Here is an 18,258-nt window from a genome sequence, read left to right on the forward strand (position 1 = left end):
GATGAGGGGACCGCAGGGCCTTCTTGCTTCACGCCGGGGTACGGCTCAGGCGTTGGTCGGCGGAGCCTCGGAAGGCTTCGCCTCGCCCTCGGTGGACGCCGGCTCGGTGGCGGCCGGGGCTTCCGTGGGCGTGGCTGCCGCCGCGGTGGCGCGGGCCTCCGCCTCGGCGCGGGAGCGGGCCTGCTCGTCGCTGCGCTGGTCGCTGGCGGCGACCTCGTCCGGCGTCAGCTCCGTGCGGTCCGCGAGCATGCCCGTCTTCTTCTCCAGGTCCTTGATGGCCCGGCGAAGCAGGTCGCGCTCCAGGAGCGTGCGGTTGAGGCGCTTCTCCAGCGCCTTGTACTTGTCCTTGCCCAGGTCGGCCTCGGACTTCGTCACCGACAGGATGCGCGCGTGCGTGTCGGCGCGACCCTTGAGCCGGCGCACTTCCTTCTCCAGCTCCGCGGCGCGCGAACGGTCCTTGTTCGCCGCCTGCTCCAGCCGGTTCATCTTCTCTCGGTCCGCGTCGTTCAGCTCGCGGTAGCGGCGCACGGGCTCCGCCGGGGCCACGGGCGCGGGCGTCACGGACACCGCCGCGACCACCACGGGCTCGTTCGCGGGGGCGGCGATCTGATCCGCCGGAGCCGAAGCCGGCGCCTCGACGGAGGCAGGGACCGCGGCGGGCGCGGTCGTCTGCGCGGGGGCGGCGGCCGGGGCCTCACGGCGGCGAGGGCCAGTGCGCGACTCGGTCTCCGCGCGCAGCCGGGCGTTCTCCGTCAGGGCCTGCGACAGCTCCGCGCGGGTCTGCTCCAGTTGCAAGCTTGCGTTGCGTTCCACCTCGGCGCGGGCCTTCACCAGGTCGTTCGAGCCCTTCTCGCCTTCCTTCTGCTCGAAGAGCTTCCGCTTGGTCTGCTTGAGCTGCTCCTTGACCTCCTGGAGCTGCGCGCGCTGCTCGTCCAGCTCCTTCTGCTTGCGCTGGACCTCCGATTCCGCCTTCGCGCGCGCCTTGCTCTCGGACTCCAGCTCGCCCCGGAACGACGGCGCGGAAGAGGAAGAGGAGAGCGAGGGACGGCCCGCGTTGGCACCAGCGCCGCTCTTGTCTCGGAAAAGCAGCAGACCGAGCGTCACCGCGAACCCGATCGATACGAGGATGAGTGCAAACAGCAAGGGAACGACCTCCACAGAAGGATGCAAAAAGCGGGGCAGCCTACCGCTGGGACATGGCGCGTCAAGGCTTCACTGGCAGGCAACCCGGCGGGCCCCACCCGCCGCGCCGGCCGGGCCGTGACGCCCGCCTGCATTCCGGCTCCCCGTCAGCGCCATCCTGGGGCACGCTCACGCCCCATGGCCCACCTGGAGCTGAAGCCGAAGCGGGACGTGTCGAGCTTCCGCAAGCTCGCCATCGGCAGCTGGGCGACCGCGTATGACCCCACGGTCTACGGCACCCTGACGGTGCGCATGGACGCGGCGCTCGCCTGGATGGACGCCTTCCACCAGCGGACCGGCGTGCGGCTCACCGCGACCCACCTGGTCCTCAAGGCCATGGGCGAAGCGCTGCGCCGCTGTCCGGACGCCAACGCGCTCCTGCGCTACCAGCGCATCTACCTGCGCCAGCGGATCACCGTGTGCGCGGTGCTCCCCGGTGCGGATCAACGCGGCCTCACGCCCGTGCGCATCGAGGACGTGGACCAGAAGTCCGTGCACGAGCTGGCGCTGGAGGTGGAGTCCACCGCTGCGCGCGTGCGCGAGGGCCGGGACGCGCAGGTGGAGCAGGGCCGGAATCTGCTCAAGCGCGTGCCGCACCTGTTGCTGCACCGCTTCACCGGGCTCGTGTCGTTCCTTACGTACACGTTGAACCTGGATCCATCGTGGCTCGGCCTGCCCAGGGACCCGTTCGGAGCCGCGGTGGTGGTGGACGTGGGCGAGCTGGGGCTGGACACGGCGTACCTGCCGCTGGCGCCCTTCACCCGCGTGCCCATCTTCCTCGCGCCCGGCGCGGTGCGAGAGGTGGCGGTGGTGGAGGAGGGGAGGGTGGTGCCCGGACACGTGATGAACATCAACGCGTCCTTCGACCACCGCTTCCTCGACGGCTACCACGCGGGCGTCATCGCCAACACGCTGCGCGAGATGCTGGAGCACCCGGAGGAGTCCTTCGGTCCGCTCCCGGATCCATCGGCGGAATAGCCGCCGTCAACGTTGTCCGCTCGCACGAGCGAAGCGTCCGGGAGGCTGGCCCACGCGCTTGCTGAACGCCGCGGTGAAGGTGCTCGCCGAGCTGTAGCCAACGCGCTCGGCCACCTCCGTGATGGAGAGCTCCTGGCCGCGAAGCAATCCCCTCGCGACGGCCATCCGCCAGTCCAGCAGGTACTCCATGGGGGGCAGGCCCACGGTGCGCGTGAAGCGCTCGAAGAACACCGTGCGCGAGAGCGCCGCGCTCTTCGCGAGCTGCGCCACGGTCCACGGACGCGTGAGGTGGCGGTGCATCTGCCGGATAGCGGGTGCGAGCCGCGCATCCGCCAGTCCACGGAGGAGCCCCGGAGGTGTGTCGCCGCTCGGCGTGGACCGCAGCGCCTCGATGAGCAGCAACTCCACGAGCCGCGTCAGCACGAGCTCTCGCCCCGAGCGCAGTTCGCTCGTTTCGTCCCTGACGAGCTGGACCAGCGTGGACAGCCGCTCCACGCCGCGCACGTGCACCAGGACTGGGAGCAACGACACCATCAGGGCCGCGTCAGGCGAGTCGAAGACGAAGTAACCCCCGAGCAGTCGCACGTCCGGGCGGCCACCCCGCCGACCGTGACGCACCTCCCCGGTGGGGGAAGGGGCCACCTTGGGGTCGACACGTTCGGCCGTCACCGGCTCGAAGCCAGAGATGGTGAAGCCCGGCGTCGCCGGCAGCAGTACGAAGTCGCCCCCCTCGAGCGTGACGGCCGGCTGTCCTTCGACGGCCAGCCGGCAGCGCCCTTCGAGCACGGCACAGAAGCTGGGCTGACCGAAGTCCGAGTAACGAACACCCCATGCGCCAGCTCCGCTGATGCCCTTCGAGAAGATGGCCCTGGGCTGAAGCAGCGCGATGACTTCCGAAAGAGGGTCGGTCATGCCCGGACGCTAGCAAAAGAAATACGGACTCCCCGTAGTGGAGCGTCCTGAATGCCGTCGGTACCTTCAGAACATCGACGCCGCGCGAATCGCGGCCAAAGGAGACGGCATGAAGACGGTGCTCATCACGGGGTGTTCTTCCGGTTATGGACTTGAGACGGCGCGCCACTTTCACGCCCAGGGCTGGAACGTGGTCGCCACCATGCGAACGCCACGTGAGGGCGTGCTCCCTGCCTCGGACCGGCTGCGCGTGGTGCCTCTCGATGTGACGAAGCCCGAGAGCATCGCCGCCGCGCTGGAGGCGAGCGGGCCCATCGACGTGCTCGTCAACAACGCGGGCATCGGGCTCATGGGCGCCTTCGAGGCCACGCCGATGACCACGGTGCGCGAGGTGTTCGAGACCAACGTCTTCGGCGTCATGGCGATGACGCAGGCGGTGTTGCCGCGGCTTCGCGCACGCAAGTCGGGAGTGATCGTGAACGTGACCTCCAGCGCGACCCTGGCCCCCATGCCGCTGGTGGCCGTCTACACCGCGAGCAAGGTGGCCATCGAAGGGTTCACGGAGTCGCTCGCCTTCGAACTCGCGGACTTCCACCTGCGCGTGAAGCTCGTCGAGCCGGGCTATTGCCCGGGCACCCGCTTCACGAGCAACGGCACCCCCCGGATGGAGGGGCTGTTCCCCGACGCGTATGCACCCTTCGCCCAGCGCATCTTCAGCTCGCTCGGGCAGCCCTCCGCGGTGACGCGCGAGTCCGACGTGGCCGAGGCCATCTGGCGTGCCGCGAACGACACGTCGGGGACACTCCGCTTCCCCGCCGGGCCAGACGCGGTGGCGCTGGCCCGGTCGGCGTGAACGGCCGGGAGCCTGTCAGTACGCGTACTCCCACCCGCCACGGCCGCGAGTGCCCTGGCCCATCCGCGCGCTCATCTCGCGCAGCCGGCGCACGCGCTCCGGGATGGGCGGGTGCGTGGAGAACAGCGACATCACTCCGCCGTGGTGCAGCGGGTTGACGATGAACAGGTGCGACGTCGCGGGGGCCCGGTCATACGGCATGGCCTCCGCGCCGCGCTCCATCTTCAACAGCGCGCTCGCCAGCGCATCCGGGTCGCCGCACAGCTCCGCGCCCGTGGCGTCCGCGCCGTACTCGCGCGAGCGGCTCACCGCCAGTTGCAGCAGCGTGGCCGCGATGGGCGCCACCAGCAGCAGGCCCAGGTTGGACAGCGCTCCGGCCACGCCACCGTCCCTGTCGTCGTCGCCGCGGCTGAGCATGCTGCCGCCGAACCAGAAGAGCATCTGCGCCGCGTAGCTGATGATGCCCGCGAGCGTCGCAGCCACCGTGCCGATGAGCGTGTCCCGGTTGCGCACGTGGCCAATCTCGTGCGCCAGCACACCTTCCAATTCGCGCCGGTCCAGGATGTCCATGATGCCCGCCGTCACCGCGACGGCCGCGTGGCTCGGGTTTCGGCCCGTGGCGAACGCGTTCGGCTGCGCGGTGGGGAGCAGGTAGACCTTCGGCTTCGGCATGCCCGCGCGCGCGGCCAGCCGCTCCACCATCTCATGCAGCCACGGGGCCTGCTCGTAGGACAGCGGCTGCGCGCCGTGGATGGCCAGCGCGATGCGGTCGCTGAACCAGTACGAGCCGAAGTTCATCACCACCGCGAAGAGGCCCGCCATCATCAGCCCCTGCGCGCCGCCCAGCCGCTGGCCGATGACGAGCACCAGGGCCGTCAACCCCGCCAGCAGCACGGTCGTCTTCAATGCGTTGCCCAGCCGGTGCCACCCGCCGCCCTTGAGCGCCGGTGCGGCCGGTCCTCGGGTTGTCATGTGGGGGTCACGCTGCGCCATGTTCCTCGTTCCGTGCCTTTCGCCCCGCCATGGGGGCCACACGAAACGTAAGCAGGAGCAGGGAGGCGTCAACGTAACGGGTCCAGGCTACCCCGGAGGCCCATGGCCCCGGCTGCCGCCCGTCCCAAAGGTAGTGCCGGCCTTAAAGGTAGAAACGATCCGCCACGCCCGCCGTACGCTGGAGGATGGCGCTCCACCCGAGCCAGACGTCAATGCCACTGTCGCCCGCCTTCGACTCGCTCCCCAGGGCACCGAGCGAGCCCGTGCAGCCCGCCACCATGCCCAACCCGGACTCGCGCACGTGCTCCAGGAGCGTGCGCACGGTGGGCATGCCGCGCGCCTCGAAGCGGTCCGCCACGTCCTCGCGTCCGGCGAAGTCCGGTTCGTCCAACCTGTCCAACAGGAAGCGCTCCAGGGCCCACCAGAACAGGTACACCTCGACCCGCCGCCCGGCCGCCGTCGCCGCCGCCGCGATGGCGAGACCCTGGTGCACACGGTCATATTCGCCACTGTGCAGGAAGACGATGACCCTGTTGTCCGGCGTGCTCACGCGGTGGCTCATACCGTCCAGAAGACAGCGCGTCCATTCACACCCGGAGAGCGACCGGCGGGGCCCTTTGGCTTGCACCTCGGCCCTGGCGCTTGGTAGGAACCTAACGACCTTCCAGGCTTACAGGTTTTTTGCAGCGACAGCGCGGGTGGCTTTCAGCGACATGGGCGACGAGACGACAGCCAAGCGGAAGGATGCCCACCTCGACCTGTGCGCGACCGGCGATGTGGAACCGGCACAGAACTCCACGCTGTTGGAGTGCGTGCACCTCATCCACTGCGCCATGCCGGAGATGGCGGTGGAGGACGTGGACCTGTCCACGCCGTTCCTGGGCAAGCGCCTCCAGGCCCCGCTCCTCGTCACCGGAATGACGGGTGGCACGGACCGTGCGGGCGCGGTGAACCGGGACCTGGCGCTGCTCGCGGAGCGGCACGGTCTGGCCTTCGGTGTGGGCAGCCAGCGCGCCATGTCGGAGGACAGCGCGCGCACGGCGTCGTACGCGGTGCGCGACGTGGCGCCCACGGTGGCGCTCCTGGGCAACATCGGGCTGTACCAGGCCATTGGCCTGGGCGTGGATGGCGTGCGGCGGTTGATGGACGCCATTGGCGCGGACGGCATGGCGCTGCACCTCAACGCGGGCCAGGAGCTGACGCAGCCGGAAGGCGACCGCGACTTCCGCGGCGGCTACCGCGTGGTGGAGGAGCTGTCGCGTGCGATGGGCGACCGGCTGATGGTGAAGGAGACCGGGTGCGGCATCGGCCCGGACGTGGCGCGGCGCCTGGTGGAGCTGGGCGTGCGCAACGTGGACGTCTCCGGGCTGGGCGGCACGTCGTGGGTGCGCGTGGAGCAGCTTCGCGCGGTGGGTTCGCAGGCGCAGGTGGGTGCGGAGTTCAGCGGCTGGGGCATCCCCACCGCGGCGGCCATCGCCAGCGTGCGCAAGGCGGTGGGGCCGGAGGTCCGGCTCGTGGCCAGCGGTGGTGTGCGCGGCGGGCTGGAGTCCGCGAAGGTGCTCGCGTTGGGCGCGGACCTGGCGGGCATGGCGCTGCCGCTGTTCCGGGCGCAGCAGCAGGGCGGGCTGCCGGCCGCGGAGGAGGCGCTGAAGGTCATCCTCACGAGCCTGCGGCAGGCGCTGGTGCTGACGGGCAGCCGCACCGTCGCTCAGTTGCGGCAGCGGCCTCGCGTGGTGACCGGCGCGTTGAAGGATTGGTTGGCGGCATTGTGATGCCGGGTGGATCCCAGGTTGGGAAGGAAGAACATGTCTGACACCGTGACGTCCCGGCTCGCCGGATTCCACAAGCTGCCCCTGGAGGAGCGACTGGCGCGCATTGGCCAGATGTTCCGGCTGACCGAGGCGGAGCTGGACCAGCTGCGCGGCGAGAACGGCCTGGACCTGTCGATCGCCAACCAGATGATTGAAAACGCGGTGGGCACCTTCTCCCTGCCGCTGGGCCTGGGCCTCAACCTCAACGTCAACGGGCGCGACTATCTGGTGCCCATGGCGGTGGAGGAGCCGTCCGTCGTGGCGGCGGTGTCGTTCGCGTCGAAGATCGTCCGCGAGTCGGGCGGCTTCATCGCGGAGGCCGACGCGTCGATGATGATCGGCCAGGTGCAGGTCTCCAACTACGGAGACCCCGGCCACGCGTCCGAGAAGATCCTGGATGCGAAGGATGAAATCCTCGCTCTGGCGAACAGCTTCCACCCGGCCATGGTGGCTCGCGGCGGTGGCGCGAAGGACGTGGAGGTGCGCCTCCTGCCCGCGCCGGAAGGGCCGCGCGGCGAGCCGCTGCTCATCGTCCACCTGCTCATCGACGCGCAGGAGGCGATGGGGGCGAACCTCATCAACACCATGGCGGAGGGCGTGGCGCCGCTGATCGAGCAGCTGACGGGCGGCCGGGTGTACCTGCGCATCCTGTCGAACCTGGCGGACAAGCGGCTCGCGCGCGCCACGTGCCGCATCCCGCTGCCGCTGCTGGCGGACTTCGGCCTGCCGGGAGAGGTCATCGCCGAGGGCATCGCGCAGGCGAGCCGCTTCGCGGAAGCCGACCCGTACCGCGCCGCCACGCACAACAAGGGCGTGATGAACGGCATCGACGCGGTGGCCATCGCCACGGGGCAGGACTGGCGCTCCATCGAGGCCGGTGCCCACGCGTTCGCGTGCCGCAAGGGGCAGTACCGCCCGCTGTCCACCTGGTACCTGGAGGAGGGGCACCTGGTGGGCCGCATCGAGCTGCCGCTGGCGCTGGGTCTGGTGGGTGGCCCCATCAAGATCCACCCGGGCGCGCAGGTGGCGCTCAAGCTGATGCGCGCCACCAGCGTGCGTGAGCTGTCCATGGTGTTCGCGGCGGTGGGCCTGGCGCAGAACTTCGCGGCGCTGCGGGCCCTGGGCTCCGTGGGCATCCAGAAGGGCCACATGGCCATGCACGCGCGCAGCGTCGCCGTCACGGCGGGCGCGCGCGGTGGGGACGTGGAGAAGGTGGCCAACCTGCTGGTGAAGGCCGGGCACGTGAAGGTGGAGAAGGCGCGGGAGATCCTCGCGAGCCTGCCGCCGGAGACGCCCGTCGTCGCCACCCTCACCAACGGCTGATGTCCTCCCCCGGGCGCTCTCCTGATGCGGGAGCGCTTGACGGGGCAGGGCGGTGCGCGGAATGAAGGCGCCCGCCCCCTTCGCGTGCCTGGTGCCATGACTTCCGCAATGAAACCCCTGGTCGCCTTCGGTGCTGGCAAGGTCATCCTGCTGGGCGAGCACAGCGTGGTGTACGGCTACCCCGCCATCGCCGGCCCGCTGACCATCGGCGTGGTGGCGCGCGGTGGGCCTTCGCGCTCGTGCGTGCTGGACGTGCCGGTGACGGCGGACGCGGCGCAGAAGCGGATGATGCGCAAGGCCTTCGCGCGCGCGGCGAAGCTGGTGGGCGAGCCGAAGGTGAAGGTCACGCTGGAGCCGCAGTTGCCGCTGTCCGCGGGGCTGGGCAGCTCCGCGGCGCTGGCGGTGGCCACGTCGCGCGTGCTGTTGCAGGCGGCGGGGCAGGCGCCCACGGCGAAGGCGACGGCGCGGCTGGCGTGGGAGATGGAGCAGGAGTTCCACGGCACGCCGTCCGGCGTGGACCACACCACGAGCGCGGAGGAGAAGCTCATCCTCTACCGGCGGGTGCAGGCGCCGGCGGGCGTCACGGGTCGCGCGCGCGAATTGAAGAGTCCGCGGCCGGTGTCGGTGGTGGTGGCTCTGGCGGGCGCGCGCAGTCCCACGAAGCTGACGGTGGGGGCGCTGCGCGAGCGGCAGGCGCGGTGGCCGGAGCGCTACAAGCGGCTCTTCGGCCAGGTGGGGAGGCTCGTCACCGAGGCGGCGAAGACGGTGGAGGCGGGCGACCTGGAGGGGCTGGGGGACGCGATGAACGTCAACCAGGGCCTCCTGAACGCGCTGGGGCTGTCGTCACCAGCGTTGGAGGACATGGTGTTCCGGCTGCGCTCGCTGGGCGCGCTGGGGGCCAAATTCACCGGGGCGGGAGGTGACGGTGGCGCGGTCATCGGCCTCTTCCCCGAACCGGAGCCCGTGGTCGCGCAACTGACGCGTGACGGCGTGCGCTGCTTCGCGAGTCAGCTCGCGGGGCCGCGGGTCCAGGGAGATATTCCATGAAGGCAACGGTCCGGGCGCATCCCAACATCGCGCTCGTGAAGTACTGGGGAAAGCGCGACGAGGCGCTCATCCTCCCGCACCAGTCCAGCCTGTCGTTGACGCTGGCCCCCATCCACGTGACGACGACGGTGGAGTTCGGCGCGCCGTCGGACACGGTGGAGCTGCACGGCCACGTGGCCAAGGGCAGCGAACGCGACCGCGTGCTGCGCCTGTTGGACGAGGTGCGCGTGCAGGCCGGGCGCGACCTGGGTCCCGCGAAGGTGGTGTCGCGCGGGGACTTCCCCATGGCGGCGGGCCTGGCCAGCAGCGCGGCGGGCTTCGCGGCGCTGGCGGTGGCGGGGCGCGCGGCGGCGGGGCTGCCCCAGGACACGCGGGCGTCCAGCATCCTGGCGAGGCGGGGCAGCGGCTCCGCGTGCCGCAGCGTGCAGGGCGGCTTCTGCGAGTGGATGCGCGGTGAGCGCGAGGACGGCGAGGACAGCTACGCCGTGCAGCGCTTCGACGCGGGCCACTGGTCGGACCTGCGCATGGTGGTGGCCATCCTCGACCGCGGCGAGAAAGAGGTGAAGTCGCGGGACGGGATGAAGAACACCGTGGAGACGAGCCCCTACTATCCGGCGTGGGTGAAGGACGCGGAGGCCGAAGTGCCCCGCGCCCGGGAGCTCATCGCGAAGAAGGACCTGGAGGCGCTGGGCGAGCTGTGCGAGCGCAACGCGTGGCGCATGCACTGCACGACGCTCTCCGCGGATCCGCCGCTGTCCTACCTGAGCCCGGCGACGCTGGGGCTCATCCAGCACCTGCGCGAGCAGCGCAAGAAGGGCGTGCCCGTGTGGTTCACGCTCGACGCGGGCCCGAACCCGGTGCTGCTGACGACCGCGGCCCACGAGGTCGCGGCGGAAGCCCTGGCCCGCGCCTGCGGAGCAGTGGACGTGGTGCGCTGCGTGCCCGGTGGTGACGCGACGCTGCTCACCGAGCACCTGTTCTGATGGACCGAGCGCTCTCCGCCCCGGGCAAGCTGTTCATCTCCGGCGAGTACGCCGTGCTGTGGGGCGGAGTGTCGCGCCTCGCGGCCGTGGCGCCACGCACGGCCGCCTATGTGCGCAGGCGTCAGGACTCGCGCGTGCACATCTGCCTGGAGGAGGGGACGCTCCAGGGCCTCACCACGCCCCGTGGTGTGAAGTGGGCCCGCGAAGTGCCTGCCGGCTTCTCCTTCGTCGCCCGCACGCTGGATGAAGCCCTGCGCGCGCACGGCCGCGCGAGCGTGGGCTTCGACGTGGCGGTGGCTCCGGGCGCGCTCGGCCCGGGCGGCCACAAGCTGGGCATCGGCGGCAGTGCGTCCGCGACGGTGCTCGCCGCGGAGGCCGCGCGCTTCGTGCTGGAGGAGAAGTTCGACGTCCTGAAGCTCGCCCTCACCGCGCACACGCTGGGGCAGGGCGGCAAGGGCAGCGGTGGCGACGTGGCCACGAGCTTCGCGGGCGGTGTCGTGCGCTACCGTCGCTATGACATCACCGCGCTCGCGGACGCCGCCAACACCGGGCGCTTCAACGCCGCGCTCGCCGAGTCCCCACCGGTGGACCTCTGGCGCATGCCCGTGCCGCGCGTGTCCATGCTCTACGCCTTCACCGGCGAGAGCGCGTCCACGAAGCTCCTCATCGGCCAGGTGGAGGCCCGCCTCGCGGACGCCGGGCGCAAGGCCTTCGTGGAGCGCTCGGACGCGTTGGGCCACACGATTGAAAACGGCCTGGGCGGCGGCGACTTCCGTGCTTTCTCCGAAGCCGTGAAGGCCCAGCACGCGCTGCTGCTGGAACTGGGCCCGCTGGAGACCGAAGGCATGCGCCGCGTGCTCGCCATCGCCGCGTCGTACCACTGCGCGGGCAAGCTCTCCGGCGCGGGCGGCGGTGACGGCTGCATCCTCTTCGCCCCGGATGCACAGGCGCGCGAAGCGCTGCGCGAGGGCCTGGAGTCGCGCGGCTTCCTCACGCTGACGCTCGACGTGGAACAGGGCGTGCGCGGCGAAGCACAGACGGATGCGCGGCTTCGCGGCTGGGTGGACGCGCTCACGTGAAATCAGCGCGGCGCGCGCCCGGGTGCGCCGTTAGAACATGTGACCGAACGTGATGTAGAAGCGCTGACGGCCCGTCTCGGTGGAGCGCGCGTAGTCCATGCGCACCACGGCCGCGCGGCGCGAGAAGCGCAGGCCGCCGCCGATGCCCGGGTGCCACTCATGCCACTTGCCGTCCGTCACACCCGGATGCCACACGCGGCCCAGGTCCAGGAACACCACCGCGCCCAGCGCCAGCGGCTGCCCGAAGAAGGCCATCCGCGCCGCCTGGAAACGCAGCTCGGAGTTGCTGAACGCCTTCACGTTGCCGGCGAAGCGGTTGCGCTCGATGCCGCGCACGCTGCTCATGCCGCCAATGCCCTCGGAGACGTTGACGCCACCCGTGGTCATCCACTCGAAGAACGGCACCTCTCCGAAGAGCATGTCCAGCGTGAGCCGCTGCGCGAAGACGAGCCGCGGGGTGATGCGGATGTAGCGGCGCTCGCTCAGCGTCACGCCCGCGTACTGGTAGCGGCTGAAGGTGGCCAGTCCCGACACGCGCAGCGCCACCTCCTCCACGCCGCCTGACGTCGGGTCGGCCTCGTCATCGCGCGTGTCCCAGAGCGCGCCCGCGAGCAGCTGCCCGCTGGGCCCGCCCTCGATGCCGATGGGCCGCTCCTGCGCCAGGATGGACGTCTCGTAGGGTGACACGCGCGTGTAGCGCCAGCCGTAGCCCACGTACGACTGGAACGGGTGATTTTCACCGAACGGCCGCCCGCGCAGACGCACCCAGAGGCCCGGCGAGCCCTTGTCGAAGTTGTACCGCTGGTCGTCCACGTCACCCCGGAAGTCCGGGGCGGACAGGTTGCCCGCGCCGAAGAAGGGGCTGCTCTTCTCCTGCCGGTACTCCAGCCGTCCCTCCAAACGCAGGGGCCCCAGCAACTGCGGCCCGTCGTAACGGAGGTAATGATTCATGGCGCCGCGCGCGGTGAAGAACACCTGCGCGGACAGGGCATGCGCGTAGGGCGCCTTGCTGCCGTCGCCATAGAGGTACATGCCGCCGACAGCGCCGTAGCCGAAGCCCTGATCCGAGCTGAAGGACAGGAGCGGCAGCGCGATGCCGTCCATCGTCGGCGTGCGTTTCACGGGCGAGAGCCCGGGCGCGGTGCGGCTGGCCGCCACGGCACTCAGTGACAGCAGCATGAAGAACAGGAAGACGACTGGAGCCAGCATCGAAACCCCGTGAAGCCCCGAGGGGGCGCATCGATTCCAGCCCGGGACAGAAACCCTTTCCGCCCGCCTGCTCTCCAAGAGAGCAGCGCGGCCTCGGAAGCTCCTGTCCCCCTGAATGCCCATTTTGCCTTGGGGGATGGGGGAGCCGTCAACGTGCGCGAAAGTCTCAACGAGCTCGTCAGCGAGAATTCACGAAAGTGGGCGAATAGCCTCGTCCGGAGGATTGGATCGAAAGTTCCGCCCGTGGCGGCGCGTCGGCCCCGGAACGCTCTGCTCGTCCATCTGGACGGTGTGCCCAAGGCGCTCCTCGACGAGGCCATTGTCACAGGGCGCATGCCCTTTGTTTCACAGCTGGTCCGCTCTGGCGCGTATCACCTGGAGAACGCATTCTGGGGAGCGCCCACGTCCACGCCGTTCTTCCAGGCGGGGCTGCTCTACGGGCTGCGGCATCCGAACCTGCCGGGCTACAGCTGGTACGACCGGGCGCTCGGCCGCAAGGTGCAGATGAACACCCCGGGCGACGCGATGGCCATTGACGCGCGCCTGCGCGGACACGGCCGCACGAGCCTGTTGGACCACGGCGGCCACACGTACTTCTCGCTCTTCCACGCGGGCGCCATGAACCGCATGTGCATGAGCACGCTGTCGAGCTTCAAGCTGATGGCGCGCTCGTTCGCGTACGAGATGCAGGGCCTGGGTTCGGCGCGCACGAGGGGCGCGTGGGACTTCCTGCGTTCCTTCGGCATGGAGTCCTGGCACGCCGTGCGCGAGGTGCGCCAGTGGGCGCGCCAGCTCAACGACTGGCGCCACGAGCAGGGTTTCCTCCTGAGCCGCATCCTCCTCCAGCGGTTGGGCTGGAGCTTCGCGTACACCAAGTCCCTGGTGGACATGGTGCGCGGCGTGCCGCTCATCTACCTGGTGTACGGCAACTACGATGAGGTGGCGCACCGCCGCGGTCCGCGCTCGGAGCTGGCGATGCAGGAGCTTCACCGTGTCGACGCGTCACTGGCGGAGCTGTTCGCCGTGGCCCGCGCCGCGCCGGAGCCCTACGACGTCATCCTCCTGTCGGACCACGGTCACGTGGACAGCCTGCCCCTGGAGCAGCGCCAGGGCCGGCGCCTGGAGGCCGTCCTCTTCGAGGGCGAGGTGCCCGAGCTGCGCGCCGATGTGCGCCGCGGCCTGCTGGATGGGCGCCAGCCTCCAGCCCCGGACAGCGCCGCGCGCGAGCCCTTCATCCCGGTGGTGGTGGAGGCCGGCAACTTCGCGCACATCTACCTGAGCGGCCGTCCCGCGCCGCTGGAGGCGCGTGAACTGCTGTCGCTGCATCCGGAGGTGCTGGCCCGGGCCACGAACAACCCGGACATCGGCATGGTGGCGATGCGCCGGGGCACCGAGGCGGTGGTGGTGATGGGCGGGGGCGTCTACGGTCTGGAGGACCTGGACCGCGCGCCGCTCACCACCGAGTACAGCAAGCGCGCCGTGGCGGACTTCCTCCAGGGACTGCCGCGCATGGACACCGCGGGGGACCTGGTCCTCTTCGGTGAAGCCGTGAAGAAGGGCGGCACGGTGGGCTTCGCGTGGGAGTTCGGCTCGCACGGCGGCTTGACGCGCGTGGAGTCCGACAGCCTGGTGATGTGGCCCGCGAACGGCCCGGTGGACCTGTCTGGCCTCAGCCACTGCGCGCGGTTGCACGAGCGCCTGGCGGAGGCCTACCTGGACACCGGCTCACCGCGGATTCTCCATTGAAACCGAGGAAGGGGAGGACCATGCGGCTTCCCAACGCCAGTGGACGCACGTGGCTCAAGGTGCTGGGCGGAGTGGTGGGGCTCGTCCTGTCCCTGCTCCTGCTCTCCACCGCGTTCTTCAAGTGGAACCTGAGCGGATCCGGGGACCTGCTGACGCCGCGCTTCCCGCTGGACAAGTTCGTCCGCGACCTGCCGGGGCACCTGGTGTGGCTGGTGCCGTTCATGCTCCTGCAGGCGTCGCTGGTGCCGCTGCGGGCGGTGCAGTGGCAGGCCACGCTGCGCAAGCACATCCCGTTCAAGGACCGCTTCCAGATGGTGGGCATTGGCGTGTTCGTGCACAACGCGCTGCCGGGAAAGTTGGGGGAGGTGACGCGCTCCTTCCTCCTGTCGCGCACGCACAACATCCCCTTCATCCGGAGCCTGGGCTCCGTGGGCGTGTGCAAGCTGATGGAGTTCGCCTGTCTGATGCTGCTGGTGGCCCTGTCCTTCCTGGGCCCCTTCGGCGAGACCATGGCCCACTTCCGGACGGAGCTGCACGTGGCGCTGTCGCTGTGCATCGGCCTGGTGGCGCTGGTGGTGCTGCTGGCCCACTGGGCGGCGCCGCTGGGCCGCTGGCTGCACCAGCGTCACACCATGCCCCGCGTGGACAGCTTCCTGAATCACGTGGGCGAGGGACTGGGCACCGCGCGCTCCTTCAAGGGCATGGCGACGGTGTTCTTCGTCTCCATCTTCCCGGTGTTCGCCTCCGCGCTGGCGTACGGCCTGGCGCTGCATGGCGTGCACATCCCCGGCGGCCTCTTCGCGGGCGCCGTCGTGCTGGGCGCCATCTCCCTGGGGCAGTCGCTGCCGGGCGTCCCGGCGGGCATGGGCATCTACTACTTCGTCACCAGTTGGGCGGCGCGCGCGCTGGGCTCCAATGCGGAGGACGCGGCGGCCTTCGCCACGCTCACCCACCTGGGCACCGTCATCAGCCAGGTGGCCGTGGGCGCCTGGTGCGTGCACCGCTCCAAGCTGCGGATCCGCGACCTGCGCAAGGGCGGCCGGCTGGCCAACGCCGCCGCGCACCACGTGGCGCATGAAGCGGTGGAACCCGCGCCGCCCTGAGCCGCGCGAAGAGGGCAGGGCCGGAAAACAAAAAGGGCCCCGACTTGTGGTCGGGGCCCTTCTTTTACTTCATGCCCAGGAGAGGACTCGAACCTCCATGCCCTTGCAGGCGCTAGACCCTGAATCTAGTGTGTCTACCAATTCCACCACCTGGGCAGGTGGCTCGCGGTGCCTTGCGGCGCCGCGATGGGCGAGACGTATAAAGAACCTCCCCCGCCCGGTCAACACCCTTTTTCGACCTACTTCTTCAGTGGCCAGCGGCCCTCGGACTCGAGCTTCCGGCGGATGGCCGGGTTCTCGTCCATGAAGGCGACCAGCGATTCCTCGGTGATCTCCACCGTGACGTCCTCGTCGCCGACCTCCGTCTGACACGACAGGCGGGAGTACGGCCGGACGTCGAAGCCCATGTCCAGGCGGTCCATCTCGTCGTCCCGCTGCTCGCTCAGCGAGTCCAGACCCTTGCGGATCCAGACATGGCAGGTGGAGCACCCGCACACGCCGCCGCAGCTGTGCCCCACCTGGGCTTCGCCCTTCTCCGCGGCGTCCAGCAGGGTGGTGCCTTGGGGCACGTCCACGGCGACCTCGGCCAGGGGGCTCTTGAAGGTGACCTTGGGCACGGCTCAGTACTCCTCCACGGAATGGCCGGACACCACCTGGGTGATGGCGCGGTTCATGACCCGTTCGATGAAGGCCCGGGACGCCTCGTCCAGCGCGTGCAGGGCCTCCTTCACGGCCATGTAGTCCTTGCCCTGCGCGGCTTCGCGCACGCGAGTCATCGCGGCCTGGATGGCCTCCGGCTCGCCGGCCTGGAGCAGCGTCGCGTTCTCGCGCAGCTGGCGGTCGGCCTCGGAGAGGACGCGCTCGGCCTCCACCTGCTGCTCGCGCAGCTGGCGGGCCTGGATGTCGTCCTCCGCGAAGTCGATGGAGTCGAGGAGCATCTTCTCAATCTCCTCCTCCGTGAGTCCGTGGCTGGGCTTCACGGTGATGGCCTGCGCCACGCCGGTGCTCTGCTCCTTGGCGGTGACGGACAGGATGCCGTCCGCGTCCACCTGGAAGCGCACCTCCACGCGGGCCATGCCGGCCGCCATGGTGGGGATGCCGGAGAGCGTGAAGCGCGCGAGGCTGCGGTTGTCCTGCACCAGCTCGCGCTCGCCCTGCACCACGTGCACGTCCAGGCCCGTCTGGCCGTCCTTGAACGTGGTGAACACCTGCGCCGCCGCGGTGGGGATGGTGGAGTTGCGAGGGATCAGCTTCTCCGTGATGCCGCCCATCGTCTCCAGACCCAGCGACAGGGGGATGACGTCCAGCAGCAGCACCTCGTCCTGACGGTCGCCGTCGGTGAGAAGGCTCGCCTGGACCGCCGCGCCCAGCGCCACGACCTGATCCGGATCGATGTCGCCCAGGGGCTCGCGGCCGAACAGCTCCGCCACGAAGCGGCGCACCGCGGGCACTCGGGTGGAGCCGCCCACCAGGATGACGCCGTCCAGCTCGCCCGCCGCCACGCCCGCGTCCTTCAGGGCCCGCCGGCACACCGTGCCCGTCTTCGCAACGAGCGGTTGGATCCACGCCTCGAAGTCCGCGCGGGACAGCGGCTGGGAGTGGCCCTCCACGCTGAGCGTGACCTCCGCCGCGTCGGTGAGCGCCTCCTTCGCCTTTCGAGCGGCGACCATCAGCTCCGCCACCTGCGCGGGAGTGGGGGACGCCACGCCCATCTTCTGGAGCACGTGCTGCGCGATGGCGCGGTCGAAGTCGTCGCCGCCCAGCGCGGAGTCACCGCCGGTGGACTTCACCTCGAAGACGCCGTCCTCCAGCTTGAGGATGGAGATGTCGAACGTGCCGCCGCCCAGGTCGTAGACGGCGAACATCCCCTGGCTGCCCTTGTCCAGGCCGTACGCCAGCGCGGCGGCGGTGGGCTCGTTGAGCAGGCGCAGCACTTCCAGGCCCGCGAGCTTCCCCGCGTCGCGGGTGGCCTGGCGCTGGGCGTCGTCGAAGTAGGCGGGCACGGTGATGACGGCCTGCTCCACCTTGCCGGAGAAGTGCGCCTCCGCGCGGCGCTTCAGGGCGCGCAGGATTTCGCCCGACACTTCAATGGGCGTCACCGGCTGGCCACCGGCCACGTTGAAGCGCACCACGTTGGCGCCGGGGGCGAAGTCGTAGTGGCCCAGCTTGCGCGTCTCCGGGTCGTCCGGGCTGCGGCCCATGAAGCGCTTCACCGACACGATGGTGTCCGTGGGGGCCTCGGCCGCGAGCTTCCGCGCGCGGGCGCCCACCACCACGCCGCCGTCCCTACCGTAGTGCACGACGGAGGGCAGCAAGAGCGAGTCGCCGTCGTCCACCGGAACGCACCGGGGCTTGCCCTGGGACACGGACGCCACCAGCGAGTGGGTGGTCCCCAGGTCGATGCCCACCACGTGCCCCTTCGGCTTGAGCGGGTCGTGGATCTGCAGATAGCCGTTGTTGCTCACGCGAGCACCTCCTCCTCGAACGCGTCCACCTGCTCGAGGAAGCGCGTGAAGTAGCGCACCCGCCCCAGCGCGTGCGACGCCTTTCTCACCCCGTCCGGAGAATCCCCAGCGCCTTCCAGCGTGCCGAGCGACGCCACGGCCTCCTGGAGCGCCGCCGCCTTGCGGCCCGCCACGTCCTTCGCCATGGCCTGGGCCTTCGGTAGGTCCTTCGCCGCGATGGCTTCATCCAACGCCTCGCGCAGCTCCATGACCTCCTCCAGGAACTCCAGGGGCATGTCCTTCTGGGCGCCCGCGTCCTCGCGGTCCAGGTCCACGCCGTGGAGCTTGAGCAGGTAGAAGGCGCGGCGCACCGGGTCCTTCAGCGTCTTGAAGGCCCCGTTGAGGGCGGTGGTGCCCTCCACGGCGGCTAGGCGCGCCTTCGCGTCACCGGGGCCGACGCGGTCCGGGTGCAGTTGGAGCGACAGCTCCCGGTACTGCTTCTCCAGGGCCGGCACGTCCACGGCGTAGGAGCGGGGCAGCCCGAACACGTCGAAGTGGGTCCTCACGGTGCGCACATCCTCATGGGGGAAACGAA

The 18,258-nt window shown here is 70.4% G+C and carries 17 protein-coding genes and 1 tRNA gene; 9 read left to right on the plus strand and 9 right to left on the minus strand.

Going from position 1 to position 18,258, the window contains the following annotated elements; translation table 11 throughout:
- Positions 1 to 45: 45 nt before the first annotated feature.
- Complete coding sequence (locus tag D7X99_RS27135) at positions 46 to 1,143, minus strand: cell envelope biogenesis protein TolA (protein ID WP_121780322.1); 1,098 nt, start codon at positions 1,141 to 1,143, stop codon at positions 46 to 48.
- Positions 1,144 to 1,320: 177 nt separating this feature from the next.
- Between D7X99_RS27135 and D7X99_RS27140 the strand changes: the two genes are divergently transcribed.
- Positions 1,321 to 2,160: a 2-oxo acid dehydrogenase subunit E2 gene (locus D7X99_RS27140; protein ID WP_121780323.1), complete on the plus strand. Its 840-nt coding sequence runs from the start codon at positions 1,321 to 1,323 to the stop codon at positions 2,158 to 2,160.
- Positions 2,161 to 2,166: 6 nt separating this feature from the next.
- On the opposite strand, the gene D7X99_RS27145 is transcribed toward D7X99_RS27140, so the two are convergent.
- The gene (locus D7X99_RS27145) at positions 2,167 to 3,072 is read right to left on the minus strand and encodes an AraC family transcriptional regulator (protein WP_121780324.1); all 906 of its coding nucleotides are present in this window, start codon (positions 3,070 to 3,072) and stop codon (positions 2,167 to 2,169) included.
- A 109-nt stretch (positions 3,073 to 3,181) separates the two neighbouring features.
- Between D7X99_RS27145 and D7X99_RS27150 the strand changes: the two genes are divergently transcribed.
- The gene (locus tag D7X99_RS27150) at positions 3,182 to 3,925 is read left to right on the plus strand and encodes an SDR family oxidoreductase (RefSeq protein ID WP_121780325.1); all 744 of its coding nucleotides are present in this window, start codon (positions 3,182 to 3,184) and stop codon (positions 3,923 to 3,925) included.
- A gap of 15 nt (positions 3,926 to 3,940) precedes the next feature.
- Here the strand turns inward: D7X99_RS27150 and D7X99_RS27155 are convergent, their stop codons facing one another.
- Positions 3,941 to 4,897 carry a zinc metalloprotease HtpX gene (locus D7X99_RS27155; protein ID WP_120594855.1) on the minus strand — a complete coding sequence of 319 codons (957 nt, stop codon included), beginning with the start codon at positions 4,895 to 4,897 and terminating at the stop codon, positions 3,941 to 3,943.
- 163 nt (positions 4,898 to 5,060) lie between these two features.
- Positions 5,061 to 5,468 (minus strand): hypothetical protein, encoded by a 408-nt coding sequence (locus tag D7X99_RS27160; protein WP_233601561.1) that lies wholly within the window; start codon positions 5,466 to 5,468, stop codon positions 5,061 to 5,063.
- 163 nt (positions 5,469 to 5,631) lie between these two features.
- Between D7X99_RS27160 and fni the strand changes: the two genes are divergently transcribed.
- The 5 genes from fni to D7X99_RS27185 all read left to right on the plus strand — a co-directional run bounded on the left by fni (position 5,632) and on the right by D7X99_RS27185 (position 11,161).
- Positions 5,632 to 6,690 (plus strand): type 2 isopentenyl-diphosphate Delta-isomerase, encoded by a 1,059-nt coding sequence (gene fni / locus D7X99_RS27165; RefSeq protein ID WP_121780326.1) that lies wholly within the window; start codon positions 5,632 to 5,634, stop codon positions 6,688 to 6,690.
- A 33-nt stretch (positions 6,691 to 6,723) separates the two neighbouring features.
- Positions 6,724 to 8,052, plus strand: coding sequence for a hydroxymethylglutaryl-CoA reductase, degradative (locus tag D7X99_RS27170; RefSeq protein ID WP_121755364.1), 1,329 nt, complete (start codon positions 6,724 to 6,726; stop codon positions 8,050 to 8,052).
- 108 nt (positions 8,053 to 8,160) lie between these two features.
- A complete protein-coding gene (gene mvk, locus D7X99_RS27175) occupies positions 8,161 to 9,099 on the plus strand; it encodes a mevalonate kinase (protein WP_233613768.1) in 939 nt (312 codons plus the stop codon).
- The gene (gene mvaD / locus D7X99_RS27180) at positions 9,096 to 10,082 is read left to right on the plus strand and encodes a diphosphomevalonate decarboxylase (RefSeq protein WP_121780328.1); all 987 of its coding nucleotides are present in this window, start codon (positions 9,096 to 9,098) and stop codon (positions 10,080 to 10,082) included. Before mvk ends, mvaD begins: the two co-directional genes overlap by 4 nt.
- Positions 10,082 to 11,161, plus strand: a complete 1,080-nt coding sequence (locus tag D7X99_RS27185) for a mevalonate kinase (protein WP_121780329.1) — start codon at positions 10,082 to 10,084, stop codon at positions 11,159 to 11,161. The genes mvaD and D7X99_RS27185 overlap by 1 nt, the downstream gene beginning before the upstream one ends.
- 30 nt (positions 11,162 to 11,191) lie before the next feature.
- On the opposite strand, the gene D7X99_RS27190 is transcribed toward D7X99_RS27185, so the two are convergent.
- Positions 11,192 to 12,370, minus strand: a complete 1,179-nt coding sequence (locus D7X99_RS27190; protein ID WP_121780330.1) for a BamA/TamA family outer membrane protein — start codon at positions 12,368 to 12,370, stop codon at positions 11,192 to 11,194.
- Between the two features lie 153 nt (positions 12,371 to 12,523).
- Here D7X99_RS27190 and D7X99_RS27195 point away from each other — a divergent pair, with 153 nt between their 5' ends.
- Together D7X99_RS27195 and D7X99_RS27200 are read left to right on the plus strand one after the other, a co-directional pair.
- The gene (locus D7X99_RS27195) at positions 12,524 to 14,116 is read left to right on the plus strand and encodes an alkaline phosphatase family protein (RefSeq protein ID WP_121780341.1); all 1,593 of its coding nucleotides are present in this window, start codon (positions 12,524 to 12,526) and stop codon (positions 14,114 to 14,116) included.
- Positions 14,117 to 14,136: 20 nt separating this feature from the next.
- Entirely contained in the window at positions 14,137 to 15,219 is a 1,083-nt protein-coding gene (locus D7X99_RS27200) for a lysylphosphatidylglycerol synthase transmembrane domain-containing protein (RefSeq protein WP_121780331.1), read from the plus strand.
- 72 nt (positions 15,220 to 15,291) lie between these two features.
- On the opposite strand, the gene D7X99_RS27205 is transcribed toward D7X99_RS27200, so the two are convergent.
- The 4 genes from D7X99_RS27205 to hscB all read right to left on the minus strand — a co-directional run bounded on the left by D7X99_RS27205 (position 15,292) and on the right by hscB (position 18,229).
- Positions 15,292 to 15,375, minus strand: a tRNA-Leu gene (locus D7X99_RS27205).
- A gap of 83 nt (positions 15,376 to 15,458) precedes the next feature.
- Positions 15,459 to 15,836 (minus strand): 2Fe-2S iron-sulfur cluster-binding protein, encoded by a 378-nt coding sequence (locus D7X99_RS27210; RefSeq protein WP_121780332.1) that lies wholly within the window; start codon positions 15,834 to 15,836, stop codon positions 15,459 to 15,461.
- Between the two features lie 3 nt (positions 15,837 to 15,839).
- A complete protein-coding gene (hscA, locus tag D7X99_RS27215) occupies positions 15,840 to 17,684 on the minus strand; it encodes a Fe-S protein assembly chaperone HscA (protein ID WP_121780333.1) in 1,845 nt (614 codons plus the stop codon).
- On the minus strand, positions 17,681 to 18,229 hold the full coding sequence (hscB, locus tag D7X99_RS27220; RefSeq protein ID WP_121780342.1) for a Fe-S protein assembly co-chaperone HscB: 549 nt from the start codon (positions 18,227 to 18,229) through the stop codon (positions 17,681 to 17,683). Before hscB ends, hscA begins: the two co-directional genes overlap by 4 nt.
- Positions 18,230 to 18,258 lie beyond the last annotated feature (29 nt).

Origin of the sequence: Corallococcus sp. AB032C, assembly GCF_003668935.1 — a bacterium.
Lineage (GTDB): Bacteria > Myxococcota > Myxococcia > Myxococcales > Myxococcaceae > Corallococcus > Corallococcus exiguus.

Bases quoted from the DNA above. Each gene is read 5' to 3' on its own strand.
- D7X99_RS27140 (WP_121780323.1), top strand. From the start codon at position 1,321: ATGGCCCACCTGGAGCTGAAGCCGAAGCGGGACGTGTCGAGCTTCCGC.
- D7X99_RS27145 (WP_121780324.1), bottom strand. From the start codon at position 3,072: ATGACCGACCCTCTTTCGGAAGTCATCGCGCTGCTTCAGCCCAGGGCC.
- D7X99_RS27150 (WP_121780325.1), top strand. From the start codon at position 3,182: ATGAAGACGGTGCTCATCACGGGGTGTTCTTCCGGTTATGGACTTGAG.
- D7X99_RS27155 (WP_120594855.1), bottom strand. From the start codon at position 4,897: ATGACAACCCGAGGACCGGCCGCACCGGCGCTCAAGGGCGGCGGGTGG.
- fni (WP_121780326.1), top strand. From the start codon at position 5,632: ATGGGCGACGAGACGACAGCCAAGCGGAAGGATGCCCACCTCGACCTG.
- D7X99_RS27170 (WP_121755364.1), top strand. From the start codon at position 6,724: ATGTCTGACACCGTGACGTCCCGGCTCGCCGGATTCCACAAGCTGCCC.
- mvk (WP_233613768.1), top strand. From the start codon at position 8,161: ATGAAACCCCTGGTCGCCTTCGGTGCTGGCAAGGTCATCCTGCTGGGC.
- mvaD (WP_121780328.1), top strand. From the start codon at position 9,096: ATGAAGGCAACGGTCCGGGCGCATCCCAACATCGCGCTCGTGAAGTAC.
- D7X99_RS27185 (WP_121780329.1), top strand. From the start codon at position 10,082: ATGGACCGAGCGCTCTCCGCCCCGGGCAAGCTGTTCATCTCCGGCGAG.
- D7X99_RS27190 (WP_121780330.1), bottom strand. From the start codon at position 12,370: ATGCTGGCTCCAGTCGTCTTCCTGTTCTTCATGCTGCTGTCACTGAGT.
- D7X99_RS27200 (WP_121780331.1), top strand. From the start codon at position 14,137: ATGCGGCTTCCCAACGCCAGTGGACGCACGTGGCTCAAGGTGCTGGGC.